Source organism: Proteus sp. fly-1067 (assembly GCF_040139345.1).
GTDB lineage: Bacteria > Pseudomonadota > Gammaproteobacteria > Enterobacterales > Enterobacteriaceae > Proteus > Proteus vulgaris_B.
Map to the genome: position 1 here is coordinate 420,910 of NZ_JBEEUL010000001.1, position 25,255 is coordinate 446,164.

Annotated in this window: 26 protein-coding genes; 17 read left to right on the forward strand and 9 right to left on the reverse strand. The window is 36.2% G+C overall.

Annotation, left to right across the window (positions count from 1 at the left end):
* Window positions 1-210: 210 nt before the first annotated feature.
* Window positions 211-1,110 carry an endonuclease/exonuclease/phosphatase family protein gene (locus ABN217_RS01920; RefSeq protein ID WP_072068282.1) on the forward strand — a complete coding sequence of 300 codons (900 nt, stop codon included), beginning with the start codon at window positions 211-213 and terminating at the stop codon, window positions 1,108-1,110.
* A 73-nt stretch (window positions 1,111-1,183) separates the two neighbouring features.
* Here the strand turns inward: ABN217_RS01920 and ABN217_RS01925 are convergent, their stop codons facing one another.
* Together ABN217_RS01925 and ABN217_RS01930 are read right to left on the reverse strand one after the other, a co-directional pair.
* The gene (locus tag ABN217_RS01925; protein ID WP_197269116.1) at window positions 1,184-2,341 is read right to left on the reverse strand and encodes a pyridoxal phosphate-dependent aminotransferase; all 1,158 of its coding nucleotides are present in this window, start codon (window positions 2,339-2,341) and stop codon (window positions 1,184-1,186) included.
* A 159-nt stretch (window positions 2,342-2,500) separates the two neighbouring features.
* The gene (locus ABN217_RS01930) at window positions 2,501-3,376 is read right to left on the reverse strand and encodes a LysR family transcriptional regulator (protein ID WP_197269117.1); all 876 of its coding nucleotides are present in this window, start codon (window positions 3,374-3,376) and stop codon (window positions 2,501-2,503) included.
* A gap of 203 nt (window positions 3,377-3,579) precedes the next feature.
* On the opposite strand from ABN217_RS01930, the gene ABN217_RS01935 reads away from it, so the two are divergent.
* The gene (locus ABN217_RS01935) at window positions 3,580-4,194 is read left to right on the forward strand and encodes a LysE family translocator (RefSeq protein WP_197269118.1); all 615 of its coding nucleotides are present in this window, start codon (window positions 3,580-3,582) and stop codon (window positions 4,192-4,194) included.
* Window positions 4,195-4,258: 64 nt separating this feature from the next.
* Here the strand turns inward: ABN217_RS01935 and ABN217_RS01940 are convergent, their stop codons facing one another.
* Window positions 4,259-6,301 (reverse strand): choline transporter, encoded by a 2,043-nt coding sequence (locus tag ABN217_RS01940; RefSeq protein ID WP_349459009.1) that lies wholly within the window; start codon window positions 6,299-6,301, stop codon window positions 4,259-4,261.
* 208 nt (window positions 6,302-6,509) lie between these two features.
* Here ABN217_RS01940 and betI point away from each other — a divergent pair, with 208 nt between their 5' ends.
* The 8 genes from betI to ABN217_RS01980 all read left to right on the forward strand — a co-directional run bounded on the left by betI (window position 6,510) and on the right by ABN217_RS01980 (window position 15,044).
* On the forward strand, window positions 6,510-7,112 hold the full coding sequence (gene betI, locus ABN217_RS01945) for a transcriptional regulator BetI (protein WP_072068279.1): 603 nt from the start codon (window positions 6,510-6,512) through the stop codon (window positions 7,110-7,112).
* Window positions 7,113-7,136: 24 nt separating this feature from the next.
* Complete coding sequence (betB, locus tag ABN217_RS01950) at window positions 7,137-8,612, forward strand: betaine-aldehyde dehydrogenase (protein WP_197269120.1); 1,476 nt, start codon at window positions 7,137-7,139, stop codon at window positions 8,610-8,612.
* Window positions 8,613-8,651: 39 nt separating this feature from the next.
* Window positions 8,652-10,331, forward strand: coding sequence for a choline dehydrogenase (gene betA, locus ABN217_RS01955; RefSeq protein ID WP_197269121.1), 1,680 nt, complete (start codon window positions 8,652-8,654; stop codon window positions 10,329-10,331).
* Window positions 10,332-10,696: 365 nt separating this feature from the next.
* Complete coding sequence (codB, locus tag ABN217_RS01960; RefSeq protein WP_340893161.1) at window positions 10,697-11,947, forward strand: cytosine permease; 1,251 nt, start codon at window positions 10,697-10,699, stop codon at window positions 11,945-11,947.
* Entirely contained in the window at window positions 11,937-13,214 is a 1,278-nt protein-coding gene (locus ABN217_RS01965; protein ID WP_349459010.1) for a cytosine deaminase, read from the forward strand. Before codB ends, ABN217_RS01965 begins: the two co-directional genes overlap by 11 nt.
* Window positions 13,215-13,533: 319 nt before the next feature.
* A complete protein-coding gene (locus ABN217_RS01970; protein WP_072068473.1) occupies window positions 13,534-14,286 on the forward strand; it encodes a YaaW family protein in 753 nt (250 codons plus the stop codon).
* Window positions 14,287-14,478: 192 nt separating this feature from the next.
* Window positions 14,479-14,697: a hypothetical protein gene (locus ABN217_RS01975; RefSeq protein WP_036912865.1), complete on the forward strand. Its 219-nt coding sequence runs from the start codon at window positions 14,479-14,481 to the stop codon at window positions 14,695-14,697.
* Between the two features lie 2 nt (window positions 14,698-14,699).
* Window positions 14,700-15,044 carry a low molecular weight protein tyrosine phosphatase family protein gene (locus ABN217_RS01980; protein ID WP_197269123.1) on the forward strand — a complete coding sequence of 115 codons (345 nt, stop codon included), beginning with the start codon at window positions 14,700-14,702 and terminating at the stop codon, window positions 15,042-15,044.
* 110 nt (window positions 15,045-15,154) lie between these two features.
* Here ABN217_RS01980 and ABN217_RS01985 read toward each other — a convergent pair whose 3' ends face one another.
* The 4 genes from ABN217_RS01985 to ABN217_RS02000 form a co-directional block, all read right to left on the reverse strand.
* Window positions 15,155-15,619, reverse strand: a complete 465-nt coding sequence (locus ABN217_RS01985) for an HIT family protein (protein ID WP_072068274.1) — start codon at window positions 15,617-15,619, stop codon at window positions 15,155-15,157.
* Between the two features lie 173 nt (window positions 15,620-15,792).
* Window positions 15,793-16,770 (reverse strand): porphobilinogen synthase, encoded by a 978-nt coding sequence (hemB, locus tag ABN217_RS01990; protein ID WP_072064069.1) that lies wholly within the window; start codon window positions 16,768-16,770, stop codon window positions 15,793-15,795.
* A 444-nt stretch (window positions 16,771-17,214) separates the two neighbouring features.
* Window positions 17,215-17,577 carry a hypothetical protein gene (locus ABN217_RS01995; RefSeq protein ID WP_349439074.1) on the reverse strand — a complete coding sequence of 121 codons (363 nt, stop codon included), beginning with the start codon at window positions 17,575-17,577 and terminating at the stop codon, window positions 17,215-17,217.
* 728 nt (window positions 17,578-18,305) lie between these two features.
* Window positions 18,306-18,527 carry a DUF2594 family protein gene (locus ABN217_RS02000; RefSeq protein ID WP_036936466.1) on the reverse strand — a complete coding sequence of 74 codons (222 nt, stop codon included), beginning with the start codon at window positions 18,525-18,527 and terminating at the stop codon, window positions 18,306-18,308.
* Between the two features lie 263 nt (window positions 18,528-18,790).
* Between ABN217_RS02000 and ABN217_RS02005 the strand changes: the two genes are divergently transcribed.
* The 6 genes from ABN217_RS02005 (at window position 18,791) to ABN217_RS02030 (ending at window position 23,073) form a co-directional block, all read left to right on the forward strand.
* Window positions 18,791-19,675, forward strand: coding sequence for an NAD(P)H-hydrate dehydratase (locus tag ABN217_RS02005; protein ID WP_196554136.1), 885 nt, complete (start codon window positions 18,791-18,793; stop codon window positions 19,673-19,675).
* A 142-nt stretch (window positions 19,676-19,817) separates the two neighbouring features.
* Window positions 19,818-20,246: a universal stress protein gene (locus tag ABN217_RS02010; RefSeq protein WP_036912874.1), complete on the forward strand. Its 429-nt coding sequence runs from the start codon at window positions 19,818-19,820 to the stop codon at window positions 20,244-20,246.
* Between the two features lie 114 nt (window positions 20,247-20,360).
* Window positions 20,361-20,699, forward strand: coding sequence for a hypothetical protein (locus tag ABN217_RS02015; RefSeq protein WP_075674296.1), 339 nt, complete (start codon window positions 20,361-20,363; stop codon window positions 20,697-20,699).
* Between the two features lie 65 nt (window positions 20,700-20,764).
* Window positions 20,765-21,202, forward strand: a complete 438-nt coding sequence (locus ABN217_RS02020) for a universal stress protein (RefSeq protein WP_072068270.1) — start codon at window positions 20,765-20,767, stop codon at window positions 21,200-21,202.
* Between the two features lie 603 nt (window positions 21,203-21,805).
* Window positions 21,806-22,609, forward strand: a complete 804-nt coding sequence (locus ABN217_RS02025; protein ID WP_115349856.1) for a threonine/serine exporter family protein — start codon at window positions 21,806-21,808, stop codon at window positions 22,607-22,609.
* A complete protein-coding gene (locus ABN217_RS02030; protein WP_176694679.1) occupies window positions 22,600-23,073 on the forward strand; it encodes a threonine/serine exporter in 474 nt (157 codons plus the stop codon). The genes ABN217_RS02025 and ABN217_RS02030 overlap by 10 nt, the downstream gene beginning before the upstream one ends.
* Window positions 23,074-23,077: 4 nt before the next feature.
* Here the strand turns inward: ABN217_RS02030 and ABN217_RS02035 are convergent, their stop codons facing one another.
* A complete protein-coding gene (locus tag ABN217_RS02035) occupies window positions 23,078-23,260 on the reverse strand; it encodes a hypothetical protein (RefSeq protein WP_036912881.1) in 183 nt (60 codons plus the stop codon).
* A gap of 253 nt (window positions 23,261-23,513) precedes the next feature.
* Here ABN217_RS02035 and ABN217_RS02040 point away from each other — a divergent pair, with 253 nt between their 5' ends.
* Window positions 23,514-24,497: an endonuclease gene (locus ABN217_RS02040; protein WP_115349855.1), complete on the forward strand. Its 984-nt coding sequence runs from the start codon at window positions 23,514-23,516 to the stop codon at window positions 24,495-24,497.
* A 15-nt stretch (window positions 24,498-24,512) separates the two neighbouring features.
* Here ABN217_RS02040 and ABN217_RS02045 read toward each other — a convergent pair whose 3' ends face one another.
* Window positions 24,513-24,956 carry a methyltransferase family protein gene (locus tag ABN217_RS02045; protein WP_115349854.1) on the reverse strand — a complete coding sequence of 148 codons (444 nt, stop codon included), beginning with the start codon at window positions 24,954-24,956 and terminating at the stop codon, window positions 24,513-24,515.
* Between the last annotated feature and the right edge of the window lie 299 nt (window positions 24,957-25,255).

The window sequence follows — 25,255 nt, forward strand, 5'->3', positions numbered from 1 at the left end:
AAACTAAAAATAAATAAAACTTATACTATTTCATAGTCTTATTATCAGACTAAATCCAGCTTTTAGCTCTAAAGGCTTTTGATTTAGTTACATTAGTCGATTTTTTGCATCTCGAAATAACTTTGTGGTTTGTATCACTGTGTCATATTTTCAATGTGATAGTTTATTATTGAACATCCATTGGCATTCTGTTTATTTTTCGAGGAAATGATGAAAAAAAGTGTAATATCTATTTTAGTCAGCACAGGTGTATTACTGTCATCAATGGCAGTGGCAAATACCACAGGCTCAGAAATCCTTGCTGTACAATCAGGGGGAACACCCAATAAGGTGTATCAAAATAATAAACCAACACTGAAAGTTGCTACCTATAATATCGGCAAAAATGAAGTTTCAGCAGATGTCACCAATTTTGACAAGCTTAACCAAGCAATCAAAAATATCGATGCTGATGTCATAGTAGTGACGGAAGTTGATAATAAAACGGCACGTAGTAAAAATATTAACCAGCTTGAAGAGTTAGCAAAAGCTAATAATCTACAGTTTGCTTTTGGCAAAGCACTTGATTTTGATGGTGGACAATATGGTGTCGGTATTCTATCTAAATATAAAATTGATAAATCACAAGTCGTTAATCTGCCTTCCGGTGATGCAGAACAACGCATTGTTTTATTATCACAAATTACGAAACCAGGGTTTGATTCACCGATTATTATTATGGGAACACACCTTGATTGGCAAAAAGATCCCACGATTCGTATCGGTCAAGTAAGACATATTTTAGATGCTGCAATTGGTGATACTGAGACAGGCTTTGATAATATTTCAACATCAATAAAAATATTAGCGGGTGATTTTAACTCTACCGCTAATGAACAACCCATCCAAGAAATTAACTATTTTTGGAACCCTGTTGAAAAGCCAAATAGTGATAAACGTACATGGCCTGCAATTAATCCAGCTATAGATATTGACCATATATTTACGTTTAAAGGTCAAGTGTGGGATATCAAAAATATGGACATTCCACAAGATTCAGCAACATTTAAATGGTCAGACGCAAGTGATCATCTTCCTGTTATTGCAGAACTAGAGTTACAAGAACAGTAATAAATAAAAATGCCCTTGATAGTATTTTCAAGGGCATTATTTTTATCAACGGCTAATTAAGCGTTAAATCAGGCTAAATCCAACCTTTAGCTCTAAAGGCTTTTAATGTAGTGACGAAATAGCTCATCTCTTCGGGTGTGCCTAATGTTAAACGGCTCCAACCAAAAGCAGGCGGAAATTCACGACCGACCATAATGTTCGCGTCTTTCATTCTATTTTGATAGGTTTTTACATCACCTTTAACTTTATGGAATATAAAGTTTGCATGAGAAGGCGCGTATTCAATATCCAGCTCTTTTAATGCATCTACTACCATCTGACGAGAAACATCAATCGACTTACGGCTATATTCCACATAGGCTTTATCTTTTAATGATGCGAGCGCCGCCACCGCACCTGCTGTATTGGTATTATCAATGGAAACAAACACATTAACTTCTGAAATAACGTCAGGTACGGCAACACCATAACCGACACGAAGTCCAGCTAAGGCATAAATTTTTGAGAAAGTACGCGCAACAATCAGGTTTTTATAGCCTTCAGCTACTAGCGCAATAGCACTGGTAAATTCAGGTGTTGAAACAAATTCTGCATAAGCTTCATCAATAATAAAAAAGACATTTTCTTTAGCTGATTTTATCCAATGGGTTAACGCTGCCGTTGGTGTCAACATTGCCGTTGGATTGTTTGGGTTACACAAATACACCATGCTAATACCATCAAACTCTTGCGCTTTTTTTTGCATGGTAGCTAAATCAAAAGCCAGAGTGCTATCAACAGGAACTTTAACGATTTTTACCCCTAAAGGTTCTGCATAAAGCTCGGCATAGTTAAATGTTGGATCAGGAACAATAAGTTGAACTGCTTTACCCTCTTTTTGAGCTTTGTTGGCCACAAATTGAACGGCTGCTTGAATTGTCTCAGATGAACCATTACCCAAAGTGATATGTTTATCTGAAAGTTTAAATTCTTTCCCTAATTCGCTAATTAATGCGCTACGTGCGTCATCGGGATATCTAAATGCATTAGGTAAAGCATCAATAATGGCAAGCTTTGCTTTTTGTGACATGCCTAATGAGTTTTCATTAAAGTTAAGTAATAGCGGATTTTCTGCGTTAAAAACCAATTTATTTTTTAGCGTTTCATTGGCATAAGCAGAGCTAACAAAGGAACTTAATGAAAGCCCCCCAATCACTAAACTTGATGATGTTAAGAATGAACGACGATTCATGTGATGTTTCCCAAGTAAATTATTCTATGTTTTATTAGTTCACATAGATTACTAAAAAACAGACCAAAGTAAATATGTATGCGTAAAAAATAGTTATTTATTCAATCTTTTTTTAAAGGGATAAATCAGAAATACGGTTTTATTTTTGCGAAAACAACATTATAACGATTGTTCATCAACCTTTTTTGAACTCTTTTCAGCTTCAGCAATTATCCAGTTTTTAAACTTTCCCTGTTTAGAATCAGGGGTAATTTCTATTGGTGAAAGTAGATAATAACTTGAGTTATCTTTCACAAATCCATTTATGGCAACTAATTGCTGATTATGTAATTCATCTTGTACCATGAGAAAAGAGGCAATTGTTGCTCCCAACCCTGCTAATGTTGCTTGAATAGCCAGATAAAAATGCTCATATTCACTGGTTTTTGTATAGTTTGATACAACTCCTGAGTATTGAAACCAATCTTGCCAAGCTTGAGGCCGTGACAATGTTATTAACTGTTTATTTGAGTGATGAAGATTATTCGGTTTTATGACAGCACCTATTTTTTCATCACAAATTTTGGTTGCATAAATATTCTTGCTCCAAAAAAAATCATCTCGTCGAAATGCTAAATCAACACCTTCTTTATTAAAATCAATCGCACCACCCGCGGCAACTAAGTGCAACGTGATTTCAGGATGTAATGCATAAAAATGAGAAAGTCGCGGGATTAGCCATTTCATGGCAATAGTAGGTTCGCATGAAACAACTAACACGGGGTTATTTAAGGGAGTGCGCAGATGGGTGACGGTTTCTTCAAGTTGTTCAAATATCGCTGACGTGGTTTTATATAAATACTGACCTGCTTCATTTAAATAAACTGCACGATTACGACGTTCAAATAAAGCAATGCCTAATTCATCTTCTAATAAGCGTATTTGTCGGCTTACTGCACTGTGTGTAACATGAAGTTGCTCCGCAGCACTGACAAAGCTGCCTGTTTGTGCCGCACTATTAAAAAAACGTAAGGATGTTAAAGAAGGCATTTTCATAAAAGTAAGCCATAAAGTGAGTAATAAAATAGACGATGAAAAATTACAGATATACTGCAAGATAAATCGCTTTTTATTTTTAGTCAAATTAGCAAAATAAAGTGGTTACGGTGGATTAAATAGGTTTTTTATTCAAATAAAAGCTTATTTTATGTCACTTTTTATTACTTATAATTAACTCAAATGTGAGAGTAAGGAAAGAAATGAGTGAGCTAATTGCTGTTGCAATGATCACGGTATTGGCTGTGATTAGTCCTGGCCCTGATTTTGCTATGGTGACAAAAAATAGTTATTCCTATGGTGTGAGAGTTGGGCTGATTACAGCAATTGGCATTGCCATTGGTGTTCAGGTTCATGTCTTTTATACTGTATTTGGTGTTTCTTTTATTATTACAGAGTCTCCAACACTTTTTTTTATAATGAAGTTATTAGGAGTGGGGTATTTAATTTATTTAGGCTTTAAGTCATTAACGAATAAAACACAATTGACGATTGAAAATGCGGTAAATTCGGCTCCTAATGTGTTTCAGGCATTACGTGTTGGTTTTTTAACGAATGCATTAAATCCTAAAACAATGTTATTTGTTATTGCGTTGTATACACAAGTGGCTAACTTGAGTAATCCACTCTGGGTAAATCTTTCTTATGGTATGTTTATCTCTGTTGCTCATTGGATTTGGTTTAGTTGTGTTGCATTATTTTTCTCCACACCTTTATTACGCACAAAAATACTTTCGCATCAAAAAATGGCAGATAAAATTATTGGCATTTTATTAATTCTTTTAGGTATTGGGTTGCTGTTTATTTCAGTGAAGTAGAAAATTAATCAAATAAAAAGGAGATCAGATAACGATCTCCTTTTCTTTATTTTTTAATCACTATTTAGTTTGACTCAGGAAAAGTTAATGTCGATCCTGGAGCTTCACGACTAAGATGAATAAAATTCAAGTGTTTTTCATATTGATCTAAAATATCAGTAATTACTTGCTCTTTGGTGTAATCCATTAAGTCATTTCCTTGGGTTCCTTCCCATAAATAGGTCTCTAAGCGGTAATAATCTGATTTACCTCGACGAGCACGATAAGTGAATGCAGGTACTGAATATTTTTGTGGCCAAATTTGATAAATAAAATTCTGTTCTTGGTCAAGATCAACCACAAGCTCTAAATGATGTAAACGTTCATTATCTTCAATTGGATAATAATTGAATTCGACTTTCGCTCCACGTAATAAAAGCTCTTTAGCCACATCTTGCATCGCTGGCATACAGGTTAAATCTAACATGCGCTGTGTATAGGTCGTTCCAGGGAAATTCATCACCCGCCCTAAACGCTGTTTCCAATTCATCGTAGCATTACCATAAAGTGGTGCTGGTGCATTGGTATTTAGTGAACTAACTCGTCTAAAATCTTCGACTTTTAATGATTTATAAAGTCCGGCCATAATAAAGAAAATAACAAAGCTAAAGGGTAATCCCATTATTATGGTCGTGTTTTGTAAGGCAGAAATACCATCTGCCATTAACATACCTAACGTTAATAAACCAATAGCAATAGACCAGAAAATGCGAAGCCAATTAGGTGCGTCGTTATTAACATGGCTTAATTGAGAGGTAAAATTGCCTAATACTAATGAACCAGAGTCGGCAGAAGTAACATAAAATAATAATCCAGTAATTGTGGCGACCGAAGCCGTTAAACCAAAACCAGGATAAAGTTCTAATAATGAATAAAATCCTTTTTCGGGAGCTTCTAATACTGTTTGTGCGAGTGCTTTATTACCATGGATCACTTCATATAAAGCGCTATTACCAAAAATGGATAACCATAGCAGTGTAAAAACAAAGGGAATAATTAAAGTGCCTATGACGAATTGTCGAATTGTTCGTCCCCTTGAAATACGTGCTAAAAAGAGCCCAACAAAAGGTGACCATGCAACCCACCAAGCCCAGAAAAACAGTGTCCAGCTATTCATCCAATCTGTTGGTCTATCAAATGCAAAGCTATTTAACGTCATGCCTAAAAAACGATTAGTATAATCACCGACATTTAATACCAGTGCATTTAATAAAAACTCAGTATCACCCGCAAATAAGATAAATAAAATAAGCCCCAATGCGAGTAATACATTCAGTTCAGATAAAATCCTGATCCCTTTGTTAACGCCCGATGTTGCAGAAATAACGGCCATAATAACAGATAATAGAATTAATCCGCCTTGAACGCCCAATCCTTGGGGCAAATCAAAAAGAACTTTTAGCCCATAATTAAGTTGTACAACGCCAATACCTAACGTTGTTGCAATACCAAAAATGGTGCCTAATACCGCGGCAATATCAACTGTATGACCAATTGGGCCATAAATACGATTTCCAAAGATAGGATAAAGTGCAGAGCGTATGGTTAATGGCAAATTGTAACGATAGCTAAAATAGCCCAAAGCGATACCAATAAGTGCATACATAGACCAGCCCGTCAGGCCATAGTGGAATAAAGTCCACACCATCGACTGACGGGCTGCTTCTATTGTTTCACCTTCGCCGGTTGGCGGTAACATATATTGTGTAATGGGCTCTGCTACAGAGAAAAACATCAAATCAATCCCAATACCTGCTGCAAATAACATCGCAGACCAACTTAAAACACTAAATTCAGGTTTCGATTGCTCAGGCCCTAATTTGATATTTCCAAAACGAGATGTGGCAACAAAAATAACAAAAACAATGTATAACGTTGCCGCCAATAGATAGTACCAACCAAAGGTTTTTGATACCCATCCCAGTGTTGCCACAATCAATGTATTTGCTGTTTCTGTCATCAAAATAGTGAAAAAAGAAAACGCTAAAATCAGCGTTGCTGAAGCGAAAAAAACGACAGAATTTAGCTTGTCTTTCTGTGGTTTTTTTGTGCTGTTAAGAGTTGTCATCAGAAATTCCAAAAATTTATTTATCTAAAGTTAAAAGTTGCATTCTTTGTTAACTAATTGAATTAGTTGCAAAGATTCAAATTTTCACGATATCCTCTCATATTGAAATGTAAATTAATTGTGATAAACAATAGTTAATATTGATTGAATGTTCAATTAAAAAAACGTTTAATGAATGTGTTCAATGTATTTTTTAGGTCTTTAAAACATGCCGAAGATAGGAATGCAGTCGATACGTAAACAGCAATTAATCCAAGCGACGTTAGCAGTTATTAATGAGGTTGGAATGCAAGAGGCGAGCATCGCATTGATAGCTCGAAAAGCCGGTGTTTCTAACGGCATTATTAGTCACTACTTTCGTGATAAAAATGGATTGTTGGAAGCTGCCATGCGCCATATCCAGTATCAATTGGGTTTTGCGGTGGCGATACGTTTAAGAATGTTAAGCGATGCAACACCTAAGCTACGAATTCAAGCCATTGTTGAAGGTAACTTTGATACCACTCAAACCAGTGAAGCAGCAATGAAAACATGGTTAGCATTTTGGGCAAGTAGTATGCATCAGCCTAATTTGAATCGTCTACAAAAGGTCAATGATAGAAGGCTTTATTCCAATTTAAGTTACGAGTTTGGGCGCGTTCTTACTAAAGATCAAGCACGTTTAGCTGCAAAAGGTTTAGCTGCATTAATAGATGGTTTATGGCTAAGAAGCGCATTAAGTAACGCACCATTTTCTCTTGAAGAGGCCAAAATCATTACTAATGAATATATCGATATGCAACTTACAAATCGGAGTCAAATAAAGACTTAACAAACTAATAATAAAGGAGAAAATATGCCAAACCCGCCGTTACATAAGCTCTATATTCATGGTGGATATGTTGATTGTGCACAACCGGAGTGTGAACAATTTGAAGCGATTAATCCAGCTAATGGCGAAGTGATTGCACATTTACAATCAGCAAGTGAAGAAGATATCAATTGGGCCGTCGAGAGTGCGAAACAAGGGCAAAAAATTTGGTGTGCTATGACCGCAATGGAACGTTCTCGAATTTTACGACGCGCTGTTGATATTTTACGTGAACGTAATGATGAATTGGCTCATTTAGAAACCCTAGATACAGGCAAACCGCTATCTGAAACACGTTATGTCGATATTGTGACAGGCGCTGATGTTTTAGAGTATTACGCCGGTCTTATTCCTGCACTTGAAGGAGAGCAAATTCCGCTTAGGGAGACCGCTTTTGCTTATACTCGCCGTGAACCATTGGGAATTGTTGCCGGTATCGGTGCTTGGAATTACCCCATCCAAATAGCGTTATGGAAATCTGCGCCTGCACTTGCTGCAGGTAATGCCATGATCTTTAAACCAAGTGAAATGACTTCATTAACAGCATTAAAACTTGCTGAAATATACACACAGGCAGGATTGCCAAAGGGTGTTTTTAACGTTGTTACAGGAAAAGCTAATGTGGGGCAATGGTTAACACAGCATCCTGATATTGCGAAAGTTTCTTTTACTGGTGGAATTGAAACGGGTAAAAAGGTGATGGCAAATGCTTCTGCTTCAAGTTTAAAAGAAGTAACCATGGAGCTTGGTGGAAAATCGCCTTTAATTATTTTTGATGATGCAGATTTAGATACTGCCGCTGATATTGCGATGATGGCGAATTTTTATAGTTCAGGGCAGGTGTGCACCAATGGTACTCGAGTTTTTGTTCCCGAAAGATTAAAACCTGCATTTGAAGCGAAAATTATAGAGCGCGTATCACGTATTAGGATCGGCTCTCCTCTTGAAATGGACACCAATTTTGGTCCACTGGTCAGTTTTCCTCATCTTGAAAAAGTCTTGAATTATATTGAGTTAGGCAAAACCCAAGGAGCCAGATTACTTTATGGTGGCCATCGTTTATTAGAAGGTAATTTTGCTCAAGGTGCTTATGTTGCACCTACGGTTTTCACGGATTGCAACGATGATATGAATATCACACAAGATGAAATCTTCGGCCCTGTGATGAGTATTCTTAGTTATCAAACTGAAGATGAAGTGATTTTACGTGCAAATAATAGTGTTTATGGTTTGGCAGCAGGTCTTGTTACCAAAAATCTCACAACAGCTCACCGTGTTATTCACCAATTAGAAGCAGGAATTTGTTGGATTAATACATGGGGTGAATCTCCAGCTGAAATGCCCGTTGGTGGCTATAAACATTCTGGGGTGGGACGTGAAAATGGGCTTGTTACACTACAGAATTATACTCAAATAAAATCTATTCAAGTTGAACTTGGGGAGTTTTCATCCGTTTTTTAATCCATTCTTTTTTTAATGACTGAAACAGAGGAGATAACAATGGTCTATGACTACATTATTATCGGTGCTGGTTCAGCCGGTAACGTTCTTGCTACCCGCTTGACAGAAGATCCTGAAGTTACTGTGCTGCTCCTTGAAGCTGGAGGTCCGGACTACAGGTTCGATTTTCGTACACAAATGCCAGCGGCATTAGCTTATCCGTTACAAGGTAGGCGATATAATTGGGCTTATGAAACAGAGCCTGAACCACATATGAATAACCGACGCATGGAATGTGGTCGTGGGAAAGGGCTTGGTGGATCATCATTAATTAATGGTATGTGCTATATCCGTGGTAATGCGATGGACTTTGATGGTTGGGCTAAATTACCCGGTCTTGAAGAGTGGGATTACTTAAGCTGTTTACCTTATTTTCGTAAGGCAGAAAATCGTGATATTGGCGCCAATGATTATCATGGTGATAAAGGCCCTGTAAGTGTGACTACGCCGAAAAAAGGCAATAACATTTTATTTCAAGCAATGATTGAGGCGGGTATACAAGCAGGATACCCAAGAACGATTGATCTTAACGGCTACCAACAAGAGGGCTTTGGTCCGATGGATAGAACCGTCACACCTAAAGGTCGTCGAGCAAGTACAGCAAGAGGCTATCTTGATCAAGCAAAAGTGCGTAAAAACTTGACGATTGAGACACATGCAACGACCGATATTATTGAGTTTGAAGGTAAAAAAGCCGTGGGTGTCCGTTATTTCTCAGGAGAAAATACCACGCCTCATCGTGTCAAAGCCAATCGAGAAGTATTACTTTGCGCAGGCGCAATTGCTTCGCCCCAAATTTTGCAGCGTTCTGGTATTGGGCCTGAAAAAGTATTAAATGAATTCAATATTCAACCAGTACATGTACTACCCGGTGTTGGGGAAAATCTGCAAGATCACTTAGAAATGTATTTGCAATATGAATGTAAAAAGCCCGTTTCACTTTATCCTGCTTTAAAATGGTATAACCAGCCTAAGATTGGCGCACAATGGCTATTTCAAGGAACAGGGATCGGTGCAAGCAATCAATTTGAAGCAGGGGGATTTATTCGCTCTAGCGAAAAGTTTGCGTGGCCTAATATTCAATTTCACTTTTTGCCCGTTGCTATTAATTATAATGGAACCAATGCGGTAGAAGTGCATGGTTTCCAAGCACATGTAGGCTCTATGCGTTCACCAAGTCGAGGACGAGTAAAACTAGCATCTACAGATCCTCATCAACATCCCAATATTTTATTTAATTACATGTCCACTGAACAAGATTGGGAAGAGTTTCGCTCAGCTATCCGTATTACGCGAGAAATAATGGCACAACCGGCATTAGATGCTTATCGTGGTGAAGAAATTAGCCCAGGTAAACATATTCAAAGTGATGAAGAGCTTGATGCTTTTGTCAGAGAACGTGCTGAAACAGCATTTCATCCTTGTGGAACATGTAAAATGGGAACGGATGAAATGGCGGTTGTTGATGGAGAAGGTCGAGTACATGGCATAGAAAACTTAAGAGTTATTGATGCATCCATCATGCCCCTAATAATCACTGGAAATTTGAATGCGACTACGATTATGATTGCTGAAAAGTTAGCTGATAAGGTGAGAGGAATTAAACCTTTATCTAAAAGTCAGGCTAAATATTATGTTGCAGGTGATCAGCCTGTAAGAAAAATAAATCTAAGCTTATAAATCAGGGTAGACAAAAGAGGAGTGTAAATTCCTTTTTTGTCTTTTCATCATTATTTCCTCTTTATTAATATTGAAGTTACATAAAAATAATTTATATAAAATCTAAATGTTCAGGAAAAAATATGATTAATTTTTATCATAAGTATTTCTAAATAAAATCACTTTATAAAAAAAATTAAAAATAACGAGATAAATTCAAGTAAAACAACGATTTTTTCACCGTTTTTGTGACGGATATCAACTCTCCTTAAATGAAGCATTCCATTAATTATAATAAACAGATGACGAAAACGTTTGCATAATATTTTTATGTAGATAGAATTCGTCAGATTTTTTTGGCCTGGTGAAATTAATAGGGGGTTAAAGTGTCTCAGGACAACAATTATAGTCAGGGCCCAGTGCCCATATCCGCAAGAAAGGGTGGATTGGCGTTAACCTTTGTGATGTTGGGATTAACGTTTTTTTCAGCCAGTATGTGGACTGGCGGCGCTCTTGGTACTGGTCTTTCCTTTAATGATTTCTTCCTCGCAGTTCTAATTGGTAATCTTCTTCTTGGTATCTACACCGCATTTCTTGGTTTTATTGGTTCAAAAACAGGTCTTACTACTCATCTCCTCGCGCGTTACTCTTTTGGCATTAAAGGTTCTTGGCTTCCCTCATTTTTACTCGGTGGTACTCAGGTTGGTTGGTTTGGTGTGGGTGTGGCAATGTTTGCCATTCCAGTAGGAAAAGCCACTGGTATTGATATCAATCTTCTTATCGCCATTTCCGGCATTTTAATGACCATCACAGTATTCTTCGGTATTTCTGCTCTCACCGTTCTCTCTATCATCGCTGTTCCTGCTATCGCTATTCTCGGAAGTTACTCTGTTTATCTTGCTGTGCATGATATGGGTGGGCTTTCGACACTAATGGCGGTAAAACCGGCTCAGCCATTAGATTTTAATTTAGCGTTAGCAATGGTTGTTGGATCGTTTATTAGTGCGGGTACACTGACAGCTGATTTTGTTCGATTTGGACGAAACCCTAAAGTTGCTGTAGTTGTTGCAATTATTGCCTTCTTCTTAGGAAATACCTTGATGTTTGTCTTTGGTGCGGCTGGTGCCGCTTCACTGGGAATGGCAGATATTTCTGATGTGATGATTGCGCAAGGATTATTACTTCCGGCTATCGTAGTGCTAGGTTTAAATATCTGGACAACGAATGACAACGCGTTATATGCATCAGGATTAGGTTTTGCCAATATTACTGGTTTATCAAGTAAAAAACTTTCAGTAATAAACGGTATCATTGGTACGCTATGTGCATTATGGCTTTATAATAACTTTGTCGGTTGGCTTACCTTTTTATCTGCGGCAATTCCACCAGTAGGAGGTGTTATTATTGCAGATTATCTGATGAATAAAGCACGCTATAACACCTTTAATGTTGCTACAATGCAATCGGTTAACTGGGTAGCGCTACTCGCTGTTGCAATTGGCATTATAGCAGGGCATTGGTTACCGGGTATTGTGCCTGTTAATGCCGTGTTGGGGGGAGCAATAAGCTACGCTGTGTTGAATCCAATATTAAATCGTCGTACAGCTCGACAAGCGGAGATAAGTCATGCTGGGTAAAAATATCGAACAAATTAACCATGCTCGCCTAGTTGGAAAAGATGGTTTATGGCGCATTACGCTAAAAAATAACAAAATAGAAGCTATTGAACCGCAACCTGAACATGATTTTCACCCTGATGCCTTAGATGCACAAGGTGGATTGGTTCATGCGCCTTTTGTTGAACCTCATATTCATTTAGATACGACACAAACCGCAGGGCAACCGAATTGGAATCAATCAGGTACGTTATTTGAAGGTATCGAGCGCTGGGCAGAGCGAAAAGCACTGTTAACACATGATGATGTTAAACAACGTGCATGGCAAACACTGCAATGGCAAATTGCTAATGGTATTCAGCATGTAAGAACACATGTGGATGTTTCGGATGCTTCACTTACAGCATTAAAAGCAATGTTGGAAGTAAAAGAAGAAATTAAACCTTGGGTTGATTTACAAATAGTCGCTTTTCCTCAAGAAGGTATTTTATCTTACCCTAATGGTGAAGCTTTATTAGAAGAAGCATTAAAATTAGGCGCAGATGTTGTTGGTGCAATCCCTCATTTTGAATTTACGCGTGAATATGGTGTTGAATCACTGCATAAAACCTTTGCTTTAGCGCAAAAGTATGATCGTTTAATTGATGTTCATTGTGATGAAATTGATGATGAACAATCGCGCTTTGTTGAAACTGTTGCAGCTTTAGCCCACAAAGAAAATATGGGATCAAGAGTGACTGCAAGTCATACAACCGCAATGCATTCTTATAATGGGGCTTATACTTCACGTTTATTCCGATTATTAAGAATGTCTGGTATTAACTTTGTGGCTAATCCTCTGGTTAATATTCATTTGCAAGGGCGCTTTGATACTTATCCAAAACGTCGTGGTATTACTCGCGTAAAAGAGATGTTAGAAAGTAATATTAATGTCTGCTTTGGTCATGATGATGTTTTTGATCCGTGGTATCCATTAGGTACAGCAAATATGCTTCAAGTTTTACATATGGGGTTACATGTTTGCCAATTAATGGGTTATGGTCAAATTGATAACGGATTACAGTTAATTAGCCATAACAGTGCAAAAACACTCGCTTTAACGGATTATGGTGTTGAAGTAGGAAATAGTGCAAACTTTATTATTTTACCAGCAGATAATGGCTTTGATGCTCTACGTCGCCAAGTCCCTGTACGTTATTCCATTCGCCAAGGTAAAGTGATTACTCAAACAGAGCCAGCCAAAACAGAAATTATGTTAGATAAGCCGACAGCGATTAATTATAAGTAATAACCAAATAATTGTAGTAAAAGTCATCTTTATTTAAGATGACTTTTTTTATAGATAATTTAATGAATTGAACAATAAATAGACACATTGCGCTTGATTATTTTATATTTTTTTTATTTATATTATTTAACTTAAAAAGCATAATTTACCTTATGCTCATGAAATGCAATTACTAAACGCAAATAAATATATTTAAATTATTATTATCTCATTTTTGGTGTTTTATATAAAACAAGAATATATTTAATCTATTTGGTTTGCTATAAAATCTATTTAAATAATCTTATTTATAAAACATAATAAAAGGAGATAGATGTTTATGGCATATCGTTATGATGAAGATCTCGTTTTTCTCTCAGAATGTTCAAATGAAGAATTGAATGATCTTGTTTATTTATTAACACATGATAAAGATGGCGAAAAACGTTGGACAGAAGAGTTAACAAATAATTCTAATTATAAAGCATTTTATCCTAATCATAGTTTATATTGGGAAGAAATCGCTGCTGAAATACAATGTTTTGGTGGTAATACTTTCGCTACCATGTTTAGAGGGGGGAAAGGTGTTTTATATCGAGAAGTATTAACTGATGTCTGTGATAAATTAAAAGTTAATTATAATAAAAATTCTACTATTGAGATTATTGAAAATAATCTTTTGATGAAAATAGTAGCAGACGCGCTTGACTCGATGACACCAGAACAAATTAAGCAATTAGGTGGAGAACTAGGTGTAAAAAATACATCAGGCTTAACAGCACAAACACTAACTGCTGGTTTTCAGGCAATATTTAGAGCTGGTGGATTTAAGTCGTATCAGTTAACGGCGATTATTGTAAATCAAATAATGAAAGCTTTAATTGGTCGAGGATTAAGTTTTGCTGCGAATGGCACATTAATGAGAACAATGTCAATCTTAGCAGGGCCAGTTGGTTGGGCTATTACAGGAATATGGACGGCAATTGATATTGGTAGTGCTGCTTATCGCGTAACAATTCCTGCCGTAATTCAAGTCGCATTTTTAAGAACACAATCCTCTGCTAAATTAGCGAATGAGATTAGTTTTGATTGAGAAATAATGAGTTTTTCAGTTAGAACAACAAATCTATAATACTCTCTGTTTGTTTATTCAAATATTTATTGAATGAAAATGAATCACTGCTGTATTTATCATTGCAGATTTACCTAATTCAACTAAAATAAGACACTGTTAGACCCTCTCCGTATTACTGCGGCTGCTATCCCTTTAATCTGAGAGGTTTTTATGTCTACACAAAGAGATCGTGGTTGGCGCCAATGTGTTAACCGCAAAAATAAACATCAAGAAATGGGTTGTTCACGAGTGATGTTTAAACCAGAAAAAAAATGGTCTAATTTATATACTCGATCACTCAAAATGACCAGAGCTGCACAACTAGGAATCGAATACCCAAGAATTTCTCGTAGTCAGCGTCGATTAAATGCGTTATCTGATAGTGAATAATAATGAATATCTTATTTATTTGCAGTAAAAACCAATGGCGAAGTCCGACCGCTGAACTATTGTTTGCAGATAGAGAAGGGATTAATACACTTTCAGCTGGTACGCGCAAAGATGCGCAATGTGTTGTTGATAATGAATTACTGAAATGGGCTGATTTAGTGCTTGTCATGGAATCTAAACATTTAAATAGATTATCTGCACATTTTCCGGCAATCATGCGCTATAAAAAAGCACATGTATTGGGAATACCTGATAATTATCGCTTTAATGATCTGGCATTAATTGAACTCCTTGAACAGAAAGTTCAGCCTTATTTACCGATGGAAGCAAAGCTTTCAACTAAATAATTCATTTGTCTTGATAAAAAACGCTCAGCTTAAAGTATAAGACTGAGCGTTTTTTTATATTTGAGAGCCTTGAGTATAAAAAGAATAAGTTAGATTTTTATTTGTTGTATTTATTGATTGTTTTTTCTGATCAAGGATGCTAATTGTGCAAGCTCTTCATCACTCGCGCGTTCAAAATCGTGAGATGAAAGATAACCAGGATATTTATCAAAGAAAATCTTCTGCTTATTTTCAATGGGCGCCCATTTTGTCATATCACCAGTACCATGCATTGGACTAAGTTTACTGTGAACATGATCAACACCAAATCCTTCAAAAAACATGCCTGAGCGAGAAACATCAGGAAATGTTTTATCCAAGATCTTAGCGACTTTTTTGGTTGCAATAACGAGTAAAGCTAAGGCTTCATCGCTTAAATCAAACGCATAACTTGGATAGTGCTTTTTAGGGATAACAACAGTAAAGCCTTTGGTATTAGGAAATATAGAGAGAAAAGCGAGGTGGTGATCATCTTCCCAAATTTTATGGCAAGGTGCTTTTCCCGCAACGATTTGACAGAAAATACAGTTATCCATAGTAATTGCCCCATAATAAAATTACTCGTCATATTTCAAGGCGTAGCGTTGTTGCCGCTACACCTTGAATTATTTGGAGCATCTTCAATAAGTTGTTTACTGTATGTACTCAAATGAAACATTGTGCATAGCTGTATCTTAGTACACCTTAGATCATTTCGAGCATAAGATGATTAAAGTAGGTTTCTTTCAGCTAAATCAAGTGCAAAGTAAGATAGAATTAAATCTGCTCCTGCGCGTTTAATTGAGCCTAAAGTTTCCATGACCACACGATCTTCATCGATTGCACCAGCTAATGCCGCAAATTTAATTTGGGCATATTCACCACTGATCTGATAAGCCGCTAAAGGCAATAACGTACGTTCACGCACATCGCGAATAATATCTAAATAAGCGCCTGCGGGTTTTACCATCAGCATATCAGCGCCTTCTTGCTCATCAATTAATGATTCACGGATCGCTTCACGGCGGTTCATTGGATTCATTTGATAAGTTTTGCGATCACCAATTAAGCGAGAGCCTGCAGCATCACGGAACGGGCCATATAAGGCTGAAGCGAATTTAGTTGAATAAGAGACAATGCCTGTATCACTAAATCCTGCTTTATCAAGAGCTGCGCGAATGGCTGCGACTTGACCATCCATTGCTGCGGATGGCGCGATAAAATCTGCACCAGCTTGTGCCGCAGCAACAGCTTGAAGACCTAAATTATAGATAGTTTCATCATTATCAACATGTTCACCATGTAAAACGCCACAGTGACCATGTGAAGTGTATTCACAAAAACAAGTATCAGACATCACAATCATTTCTGGTACTGCATCTTTACAAATACGAGACATGCGAGAAACTAAGCCATCACTTTTCCAAGCATCACTTCCAGTTTCATCAAGATGATGGGATACCCCAAAAGTCATAACAGTTTTAATGCCAGCTTTGGCAATACGTTCAATTTCATAAGCAAGACGCTTTTCAGGAATACGAACCACACCCGGCATACTTTTAATAGGCTGATAATCATCAAGTCCTTCTTCAACAAAAATAGGCAGAGCGAGATCATTTTTAGTTAAGGTTGTTTCTTGAAAGAGCGCGCGCAGGTTTTCTGACTGGCGTAGTCTTCTTAAACGTTGGATGGATTGTTCGTTGCTCACAATATCTCCTTTTTATGGCCAGTACTAACAAGTATTTACTGTGGTATTATAAACCTTAATATTGATAGATAGATACTCTATAATTGATACTCGTCATACTTCAAGCTGTAGCGTTGTTGACTTCTTTCATTCGCACTAGTCACATACTATTGTATGCTCCTAGCGACTCATTCACTTGTCGCCTAGCTACACCTCGAATTATTTAGAGTATTTACTCGTCATACTTCAAGCTGTAGCGTTGTTGACTTCTTTCATTCGCACTAGTCATATGTAGCAACACCTTGAATTATTTGAAATATTTACTCGTTATATTTCAAGTTGTAGTGTTATTGACCACACCTCGAATTATTTAGAGTGTAGAGAGTTAGTTATAGAGAAAGAGAAAAAAGAGCAGGATAATTTCTACTCTTTAAATTGATGACTACTCATTTCTTAATGAGAGGATTATTTTTTTTGCTCTTCTAATGCAGAGATCATTTGAATTTTACAAGCTGCAACAATTTGAGTTAGGCCTTCTTGGAATTCTGCACGAGAACCAATTTCAGCTTTTGCGTCACGTAAAGAGTTAACAACTTCGATAGTGCCTTCAGTAAATTGTGCTTCAGTTGCTTCTAATTTTGCAAAATCAAATTTCTTTGCATTTAAAGAGGCTACTGCATCTTTGGCGATTTTCTCTGCTGGTTCTTTTGTATCATAAGCTTTAATTGAGATATCTTTAAAGGTATCACAGTAATCATCAGCCATTTTAGTTGGGTTTGCGAAAGCAACTGCGGGCAATAATAGCAGAGATAAGAGAAATGGTTTCATTTTAGCCTCATGTTTATTTTTTGGTACGTACTTATCGAGTGTAACATATAAACAAGGGTGACGATAAATCAGAATAAGTGTAAAAATATAAAACGTTAATTTTTTTAATCCGATTGAATCTAGTTTTATAGCTATAATTGTGTTTAAGGACAATAAACTAGGTTCTTATTTTCAAAGGAAAGTTATAATTAACAATAAATAAAATAACATGGTTTTAATGATATTAGGATTTATCTTTATTTACATTTTATGATATTGGTTTTTATTTATGTTAATAATAAAAAATAGAGAGTTAAATATAAAAATAAGGATAAAATGATAAGCTGTTAATACTGAAGTAAACTTAATTTATTGTATTCTATAGATTAATTTATAAACAACACACTAAAAGTATAAGGTTTTTATCTTACTCCCTAATTCAAATAACATTAAAAATGCTTAACAAAAAATATTTATTATTCAGATTATTAGCTAAAGATAATGAATAAACAAGATAATTATCATTTATAAAATATGAAAAAACTTTTAATGGGAGAGTTAAGAAATGGGAGTAAAAGAGAAAAAAATCCCCTCTATAAAGATAGAGGGGTAGCTAAATGAATAAAGAATGGTTTATTTCGAGATTGAGTATATAGGAATTTAAAACTAATTTTTGTTTATTTGTGCAGCACAAAAAGTTCATAAAATAGAATAAAAACATGTACCAAACCCAATCCAAAATAAATCAATTACTGGCGATAAACAGTTTTAATTTGGCTAATAGTATTACGGAATGTCTCTGCTTGTTTTTCGTCATCAACTTCTGCAATCGCGCGTTCAATATTTAAAATAATACGACCTGCATCTGCTTGGCCTAATGCTTTTAACATATAAGTGACTAGGGTTTTTAAACAAGCCACTTCTTCTGCCAATGTTTCAACATCTGCTTGTGTTTTAAATTTTTCGTTCATTATCTACTTCCTTTGTGTTTAATTGGCCAATGATATCAAATTAGGCCGATAGAATAGCAAAGTCTTGATGAGGGATGAATAGTGTAGCCTCAAGCATTTTATAAGATTGGTATCGTTAGAGTGACAATCAGGCAAAATAGTACGCTCTTACATTTACTCACTAAAATCACGCTATACTTTGAATATCAGTCGTTAAAGAGAGCTTGTATATCTATTGCGATTAATAATAAGAAAAAATGCAGGAAATGGTGGAGAAGAATAAGATGAAAAAAGAGCAGTTATTATATGCAATAACACATTATCCTGCACTTTATCAGCGTAAAACAGGAAATACACATAAAGGTACATTTGGAACAATTGGTATTATTGGTAGTGCTGAAGGAATGAGTGGTGCCATTGTGTTGGCTGGTAAAAGTGCATTAAAAGCGGGCTGTGGAAAAGTTTTTCTTGGTTTCGCACAATTACAACTTCCTCTTCCTTTTATTGATAGCGCACCAGAGCTCATGCTAAAAACAGCGTCTGAGTTAGTCGATAGGCAAGATATTTCTGCTTGGGCTATTGGTTGCGGGTTGGGAGTGTCGGCAAATTCTGAAAATATTTTATTAAATGTATTAGCTCAACGTGATGAAAACCAACCTTATGTTTTTGATGCAGATGCGCTAGTGTTGATGGCAAAATTAAAATCAAAAATCTCACTTAATCAACATTGCGTATTAACGCCGCACCCCAAAGAAGCCTCTATTTTACTTAATTGTACATTGAGTGATGTTCAAAATAACCGAGAACAAGCAGCTAAAGAAATGGCAAAACTTTACCACTGTTGGGCAATACTCAAAGGGGAAAATACAGTTATTACTTCTCCTACAGGTGAGATCCTAATTAACAGAACAGGTAACAGTGGATTATCAACAGCAGGAAGTGGGGATGTCTTAACCGGTATCATGGGAAGTTTTTTAGCGCAAGGAATGGTAATGTCTGAAGCGGTTAAAAGCGCGGTTTGGATACATGGTATTGCTGCTGATATTTTAGTTGAAAAAGGTATTGGACCAATAGGATTAACCGCTTCAGAATTGATTGATACTGTTCGCGATGTTCGTAATCAAATATGGGCGCAAACACAACAACATAATGCCGATTATTTTGAATAAGATCTTTTGTTTTATCGTATAACGTATTAATAATTAAAGTAGGTTTATATTAAGATTAGATTGTTTTTAGTTAATTCACTCACAGTAATCTTTGGGTTATTGCGGTAGGATTAAGGCAAATGGAGAGTTGAGAGGAGTTATTATGTATAAAACGATTTTAGTACCTATTGATATTGTAGAAGAAGAGTTAACCAGTAAAGCAGTACGACATGCTGTGTATTTAGCAAAAGAAACGGGAGCTAACTTACATTTAATTCATGTTCTTCCTATCTCTTCGGCAATCATTAATGCTTATTCACTGGGTTATCCAGAAATTAAAGATAAAGCGACAGTGAAAGCAGAAAATGATATGCAAATGTTGGTAGATTCGGTAGATTTACCAGCTGAAAAGGTCGCTTATACGGTTACTTTTGGCTCACCTCGTGATGAAATTTTAGTTACAGCAAAAGATATTCAAGCCGACTTAATTGTCATAGGCTCACGCAGGCCTAATATTAGCACTCATTTATTAGGCTCTACCGCAGCGGGCGTAGTTCGCTACGCGGAAATTTCAGTGTTAGTTGTTCGTTAATATATTCATTAATATGCTATGAGTATTCCTCGTAGCATATTTTATTTTTGCGTAGTTTATCTTATTTATTTAGTAAGCCATTTATTGAGTAAACACTCTATAGAGTGAATAAGAATGGAAAAATTCACCCAAGAACTTTTAAGGCTCGATCATTTTATTCTACGCATCTTACGCTATTATGTAATAGGCTCTATTTTCTTTTTTTTAGGGTTATTACCCGGCGTATTAGGATTTTATTTAATTGAAGGGCATAGCTTTATGGAGTCCTCATTAAATGCAATTTCTATGTTGAGTGGACAACCAGTAGAGCCTGCACCTGCAACCCCAACAGGGCGCTTTTTTATTGCAATATATGGTTTGTTTCTTCAGTGTGTTTTTATTTTATCAATTGGGCTGGTTGTCACACCGTTTATTCATCGACAATTGCATAAATGGCATCTTGAGGAAGATTAAATAAGCAAGCTGTGGGTTTAACGCTACAATAAAAACAGACAGTAATCTGATAATGAGGAGTTGCTATGTACAAAACAATTCTAGTACCTGTTGATATTTCAGAAGATGAGTTAACGAAAAAAGCCTTACAACACGCTGTTTATATTGCCAAACTAGAAGGTGCGAAACTGCATCTTTTCCATGCTATTCCTGATATTTCACGTTTTTCTATTAGCTATAGCTATCACTATGACATGTTAAGTTCTTTTGCCAACAAAGCGCTTGAACGTGTACAAGAACAACTGCAAGAATTAGCTAATAGTATCGATTTGCCTAATGAACGAGTTGAATATTCAGCCGTATTTGGCTCTGCAAGAGATAAAGTTTTAGAGCTAGCTGAAAAAATTAATGCTGATTTGATTGTGATTGGTTCACGTCGTCCAAGTATTTCAACACACTTATTAGGTTCAAATGCGTCAGGTATCGTTGCTTATGCGAAGCAATCTGTTTTAGTTGTCCGCTAAAAATTTTCATAAAAGTAAAAAACAGCTAAAGCCCCTAAATTATTTATTTGGGGGCTTTTTTACTTTGGTTTATAAAAAATCACTTATCATTTCGGATATGCATTGTCATTTCAATGCTAGGTAAAAAATATAGACAGGTGTAATTGTTTATTAAGTGGTTTTTATGCAAACATAAGGAACATCATTGATTGAGAATAATAGGCATTCTAAAGTAGGTTCTATTATTTTTTTAATGAGAGATGAGTATTATGTTGAATACCAAATTTGGCACCTTTGTTATTTTATATACTCGTCATACTTCAAATTACAGCGTTATAGGCGACGTTTATTTGCACAAGTTATATACTATTGCACGTATCTTAAAAGCTCTGCTTGTTGGTTAGTTGTACCATGAATGATTTAGAGTACATATTATTTAACGGGCTTTCTAAAGCAGAGATCCCACGAATAAAAGCGAGTGAGTAAATAAAGATTGATCTACCTACAGCCTTAAATATTTTATTTGCTCATAATAGTATTGAAAGATAACAGGGCGAGAAATGAGCTATGCTGATAAACTTTATATCAGCAGTGGCTCGTTTGTGATTAAAACTAAGGCATGGTATGGATAATGAGATAATGGCGGACTGCACTGCCATTTCACAAGATAAACAGCGTGAAATTACCAAGTTATGTATTCAAACTGCGTTATTGCTATTACAGCATGGCGCAGAAAGTATGCTGGTTGAACAGCTTTCAACCCGTTTAGGTTTAGCTTTAGGTGTACATCAGGTCGAAAGTGCAATTTCTGCTAATGCAGTTGTATTAACGACGATAGTCAATGGGCATTGCCAGACATCAACACGAAAGATAGTTGATCGTGGCATTAATATGCATGTAGTGACAGAAGTTCAGCATATTGTTATTTTGGTTGAACATCATCTTGCAGATATTCATGAAGCAAGAAAACGCTTTGAGCATATAAAGCCATTACGCTATCCACGTTGGGTGATTATTTTTATGATTGCCTTATCTTGTGGTTGTTTCTCTAAATTAAATGGTGGCAATTGGGATGGCTTTTTAGTTTCGGCTATTGGTGGCGGCCTTGGTATGTTTGTACGCCAAGTATTAACGCATCGCCAAATGAATCCACTAATTAATTTTTGTATTACTGCTTTTGTTGCCACATCTGTTTCAGGTCTATTATTAAAACTCTCTTATTTTCAAACAACTGCAACTATTTCAATGGCTGCCAGTGTTTTATTACTGGTTCCCGGATTTCCTTTAATTAATGCTGTTGCTGATATGTTTAAAGGCCATGTTAATACGGGGTTAGCGCGTTGGGCAATGGCAACAATGTTAACATTGGCAACCTGTTTAGGGGTTATTTTAGCCATGGCAGTATGGGAGTTAAGAGATTGGGCATAATAACGATTATTCTTACCCTTATTGAAGATATGATTTTAGCCGCCATTCCTGCAGTGGGTTTCGCAATGGTATTTAATGTGCCTTTACGTGCTTTAAAATATTGTGCGTTATTAGGAGCAATAGGGCATGGCTCACGTACTGTGCTGATTATGAGTGGAATGAATATTGAATGGGCAAGTTTCTGTGCCGCAATTTTAGTCGGTTGCATTGGTATTCAATGGTCACGCTGGTGGCTTGCTCATCCTAAAGTTTTCACTGTCGCGGCTGTTATTCCAATGTTCCCTGGAATTAATGCCTATATCGCGATGATCTCTGTGGTGAAATTAACACAAATCGGTTATAGCGAGGAGATTTTTGAAGCTTTAGTTACTAATTTCCTTAAAGCTTCATTTATTGTCGGTGCGCTTTCTATCGGGCTATCCTTGCCGGGATTATGGTTATATCGCAAGCGTCCGAGTGTATAATTTCTTACATCGCGTGTTGTAGTGAATTTAATGTAATATCCAGTTCATTTTTGTCAGAAATAATAATTTGAATTCGTAATTTGTTTTCAGACTCCAAACTTGCATGCGCTTTAACATCTTCGTTATTCGCATGCTTTTTTGTGATCTCTACTAATTCATCCATTAAATTCAGCATATTCTCATTCATTTTTAAATTTCTCCAAATCATTGATGGACTAAACCATAGCAAATCCCTTTTGCGTTAATGTCGAGAATAACGGCTTTTTCTATTACTATTCACACTTATTGTTTTATTTTTCACATAAAAAATAGCAAGAAAGATTGCCCAAAATAAATTTAAAAAAGGTAATATAAAGAAAAATAAAAATAAGATTATCAGTTGGTTATTAAAGATAATTCTTATTGGGTTTAATAAAATAAAGCGTAAGGCAGATATCACTTTGAGAAAAATATTACACTATACCGCGATTGTATTGGGTTTATTTATTTTTACATTAAATGTTCAAGCACAAGCCCCAGAAAATTTTACAAAAGCAAAAGAGATAGCAAAAGAACGTATCTATTATGATCAAAATCAAAAATCACAAGGAACGATTTATTGTGGCTGCGATTGGGAATGGGTAGGGAAATCTGGTGGTCGTGTCGATTTAGCCAGTTGTGGCTATCAAGTAAGAACACAACAAACAAGAGCTGCACGTATTGAGTGGGAACATATTGTTCCTGCATGGGTGTTTGGGCATCAGCGTCAATGTTGGCAAAATGGTGGTCGAGCTAATTGTGTGAAAAACGATCCTGTGTTTGGCAAGATCGAAGCCGATTTACACAATTTAGCACCGTCTATTGGTGAAGTTAATGGTGATCGTAGTAATTTCAGCTTTGGGCAATTACCTACTCAAGCACCTTACCAATATGGTCAATGCCGTAGCCGTGTTGATTTTGCCTCACGTACTTTTGAGCCTCGTAATGAAGTAAAAGGTCAAGTAGCAAGGGTCTATTTCTATTTACATGATCGCTATAACCTCTCAATGTCACGTCAGCAACAACAATTATTAATGGCTTGGGATAAGTCTTATCCGCCAACGGCATGGGAAAAAGAGCGTGATAATCGTATTGCTCGTGTCGTTGGATATCATAATCCTTTTGTGACGGGAGAAGTGAAATGGCAATTAGGGCATAAAAATAGTGGTGCTGGATTATCTGCAACAAATAATGCACCAGTCACTAAAGTTAAAACTGAGACACCGAAACAAGTAAGTACATCACAATCTGAAAGTATTAAGGGTAATATAAATAGTAAAATTTATCATTTTGCCCATTGCTCTGGTTATAAAACCATGTCAGATAAAAATGCTGTCTTCTTTAAAACAGAAAATGAGGCGATTAAGGCTGGTTATCGTTTAGCAAATAATTGCAAACAGCCTTAAAGGTGATTATTTAGATTACATCCAACGACGAACGTGGCGGCAATATTGTTGCCACGCTTGTGGAAATAACTCATTTAAGATCTTCTCTTCACGTACTATCGTATAGCGATCAGTAATAAAGTAGAACGCAATCGCTGCACCTAAAAATCCCCAATTACCAAAAATAAAAAATAGTCCAATACTGATGTCCAAAAAACCGAGATACATAGGATTACGGCTAATTTTATAAGGGCCACTTGTTACTAATTGTCGAGGTGTGTGATTGGGATTAGGAGATGTTTTTTGTTTAATAAAAAATGAGAGGCAATAAAAAAGCCAGATCCCAGAAGTCGTAATAGTGAGTAAACCTAAATAAAAAAAGAAACCCATTTTTAGAGAGCCTGAGTGAAGTTCAAAACTAATAAATGGAATTAGGTTAAGTAGTAACCAATAAATAAAAGGTAATCGCAAGAAATTCATTTACTCTCCCTAAAATAACACTTATTGTTATTTTTATGTTAAGTTCATCTCGTTATAGATAAGCTTAGTATTGAAAATATTTTTCTTTTGTCATTATACTGTCATAAAGCTTCGTTAATTTCACTCTAACTCCATGATGGGGAATATGAATGATAGAAGCAATGGAAATATCTCGTTACTCACAGAAAACCGGCAACAACCGTTCATTGATGTTTAATGTTCAGGATTGTGACCGGTTTTTTTGTTTTCTGTGACTAAACAGAGTCTGAAGGGGACTCATCGGTAAGCGAATGGAAGAC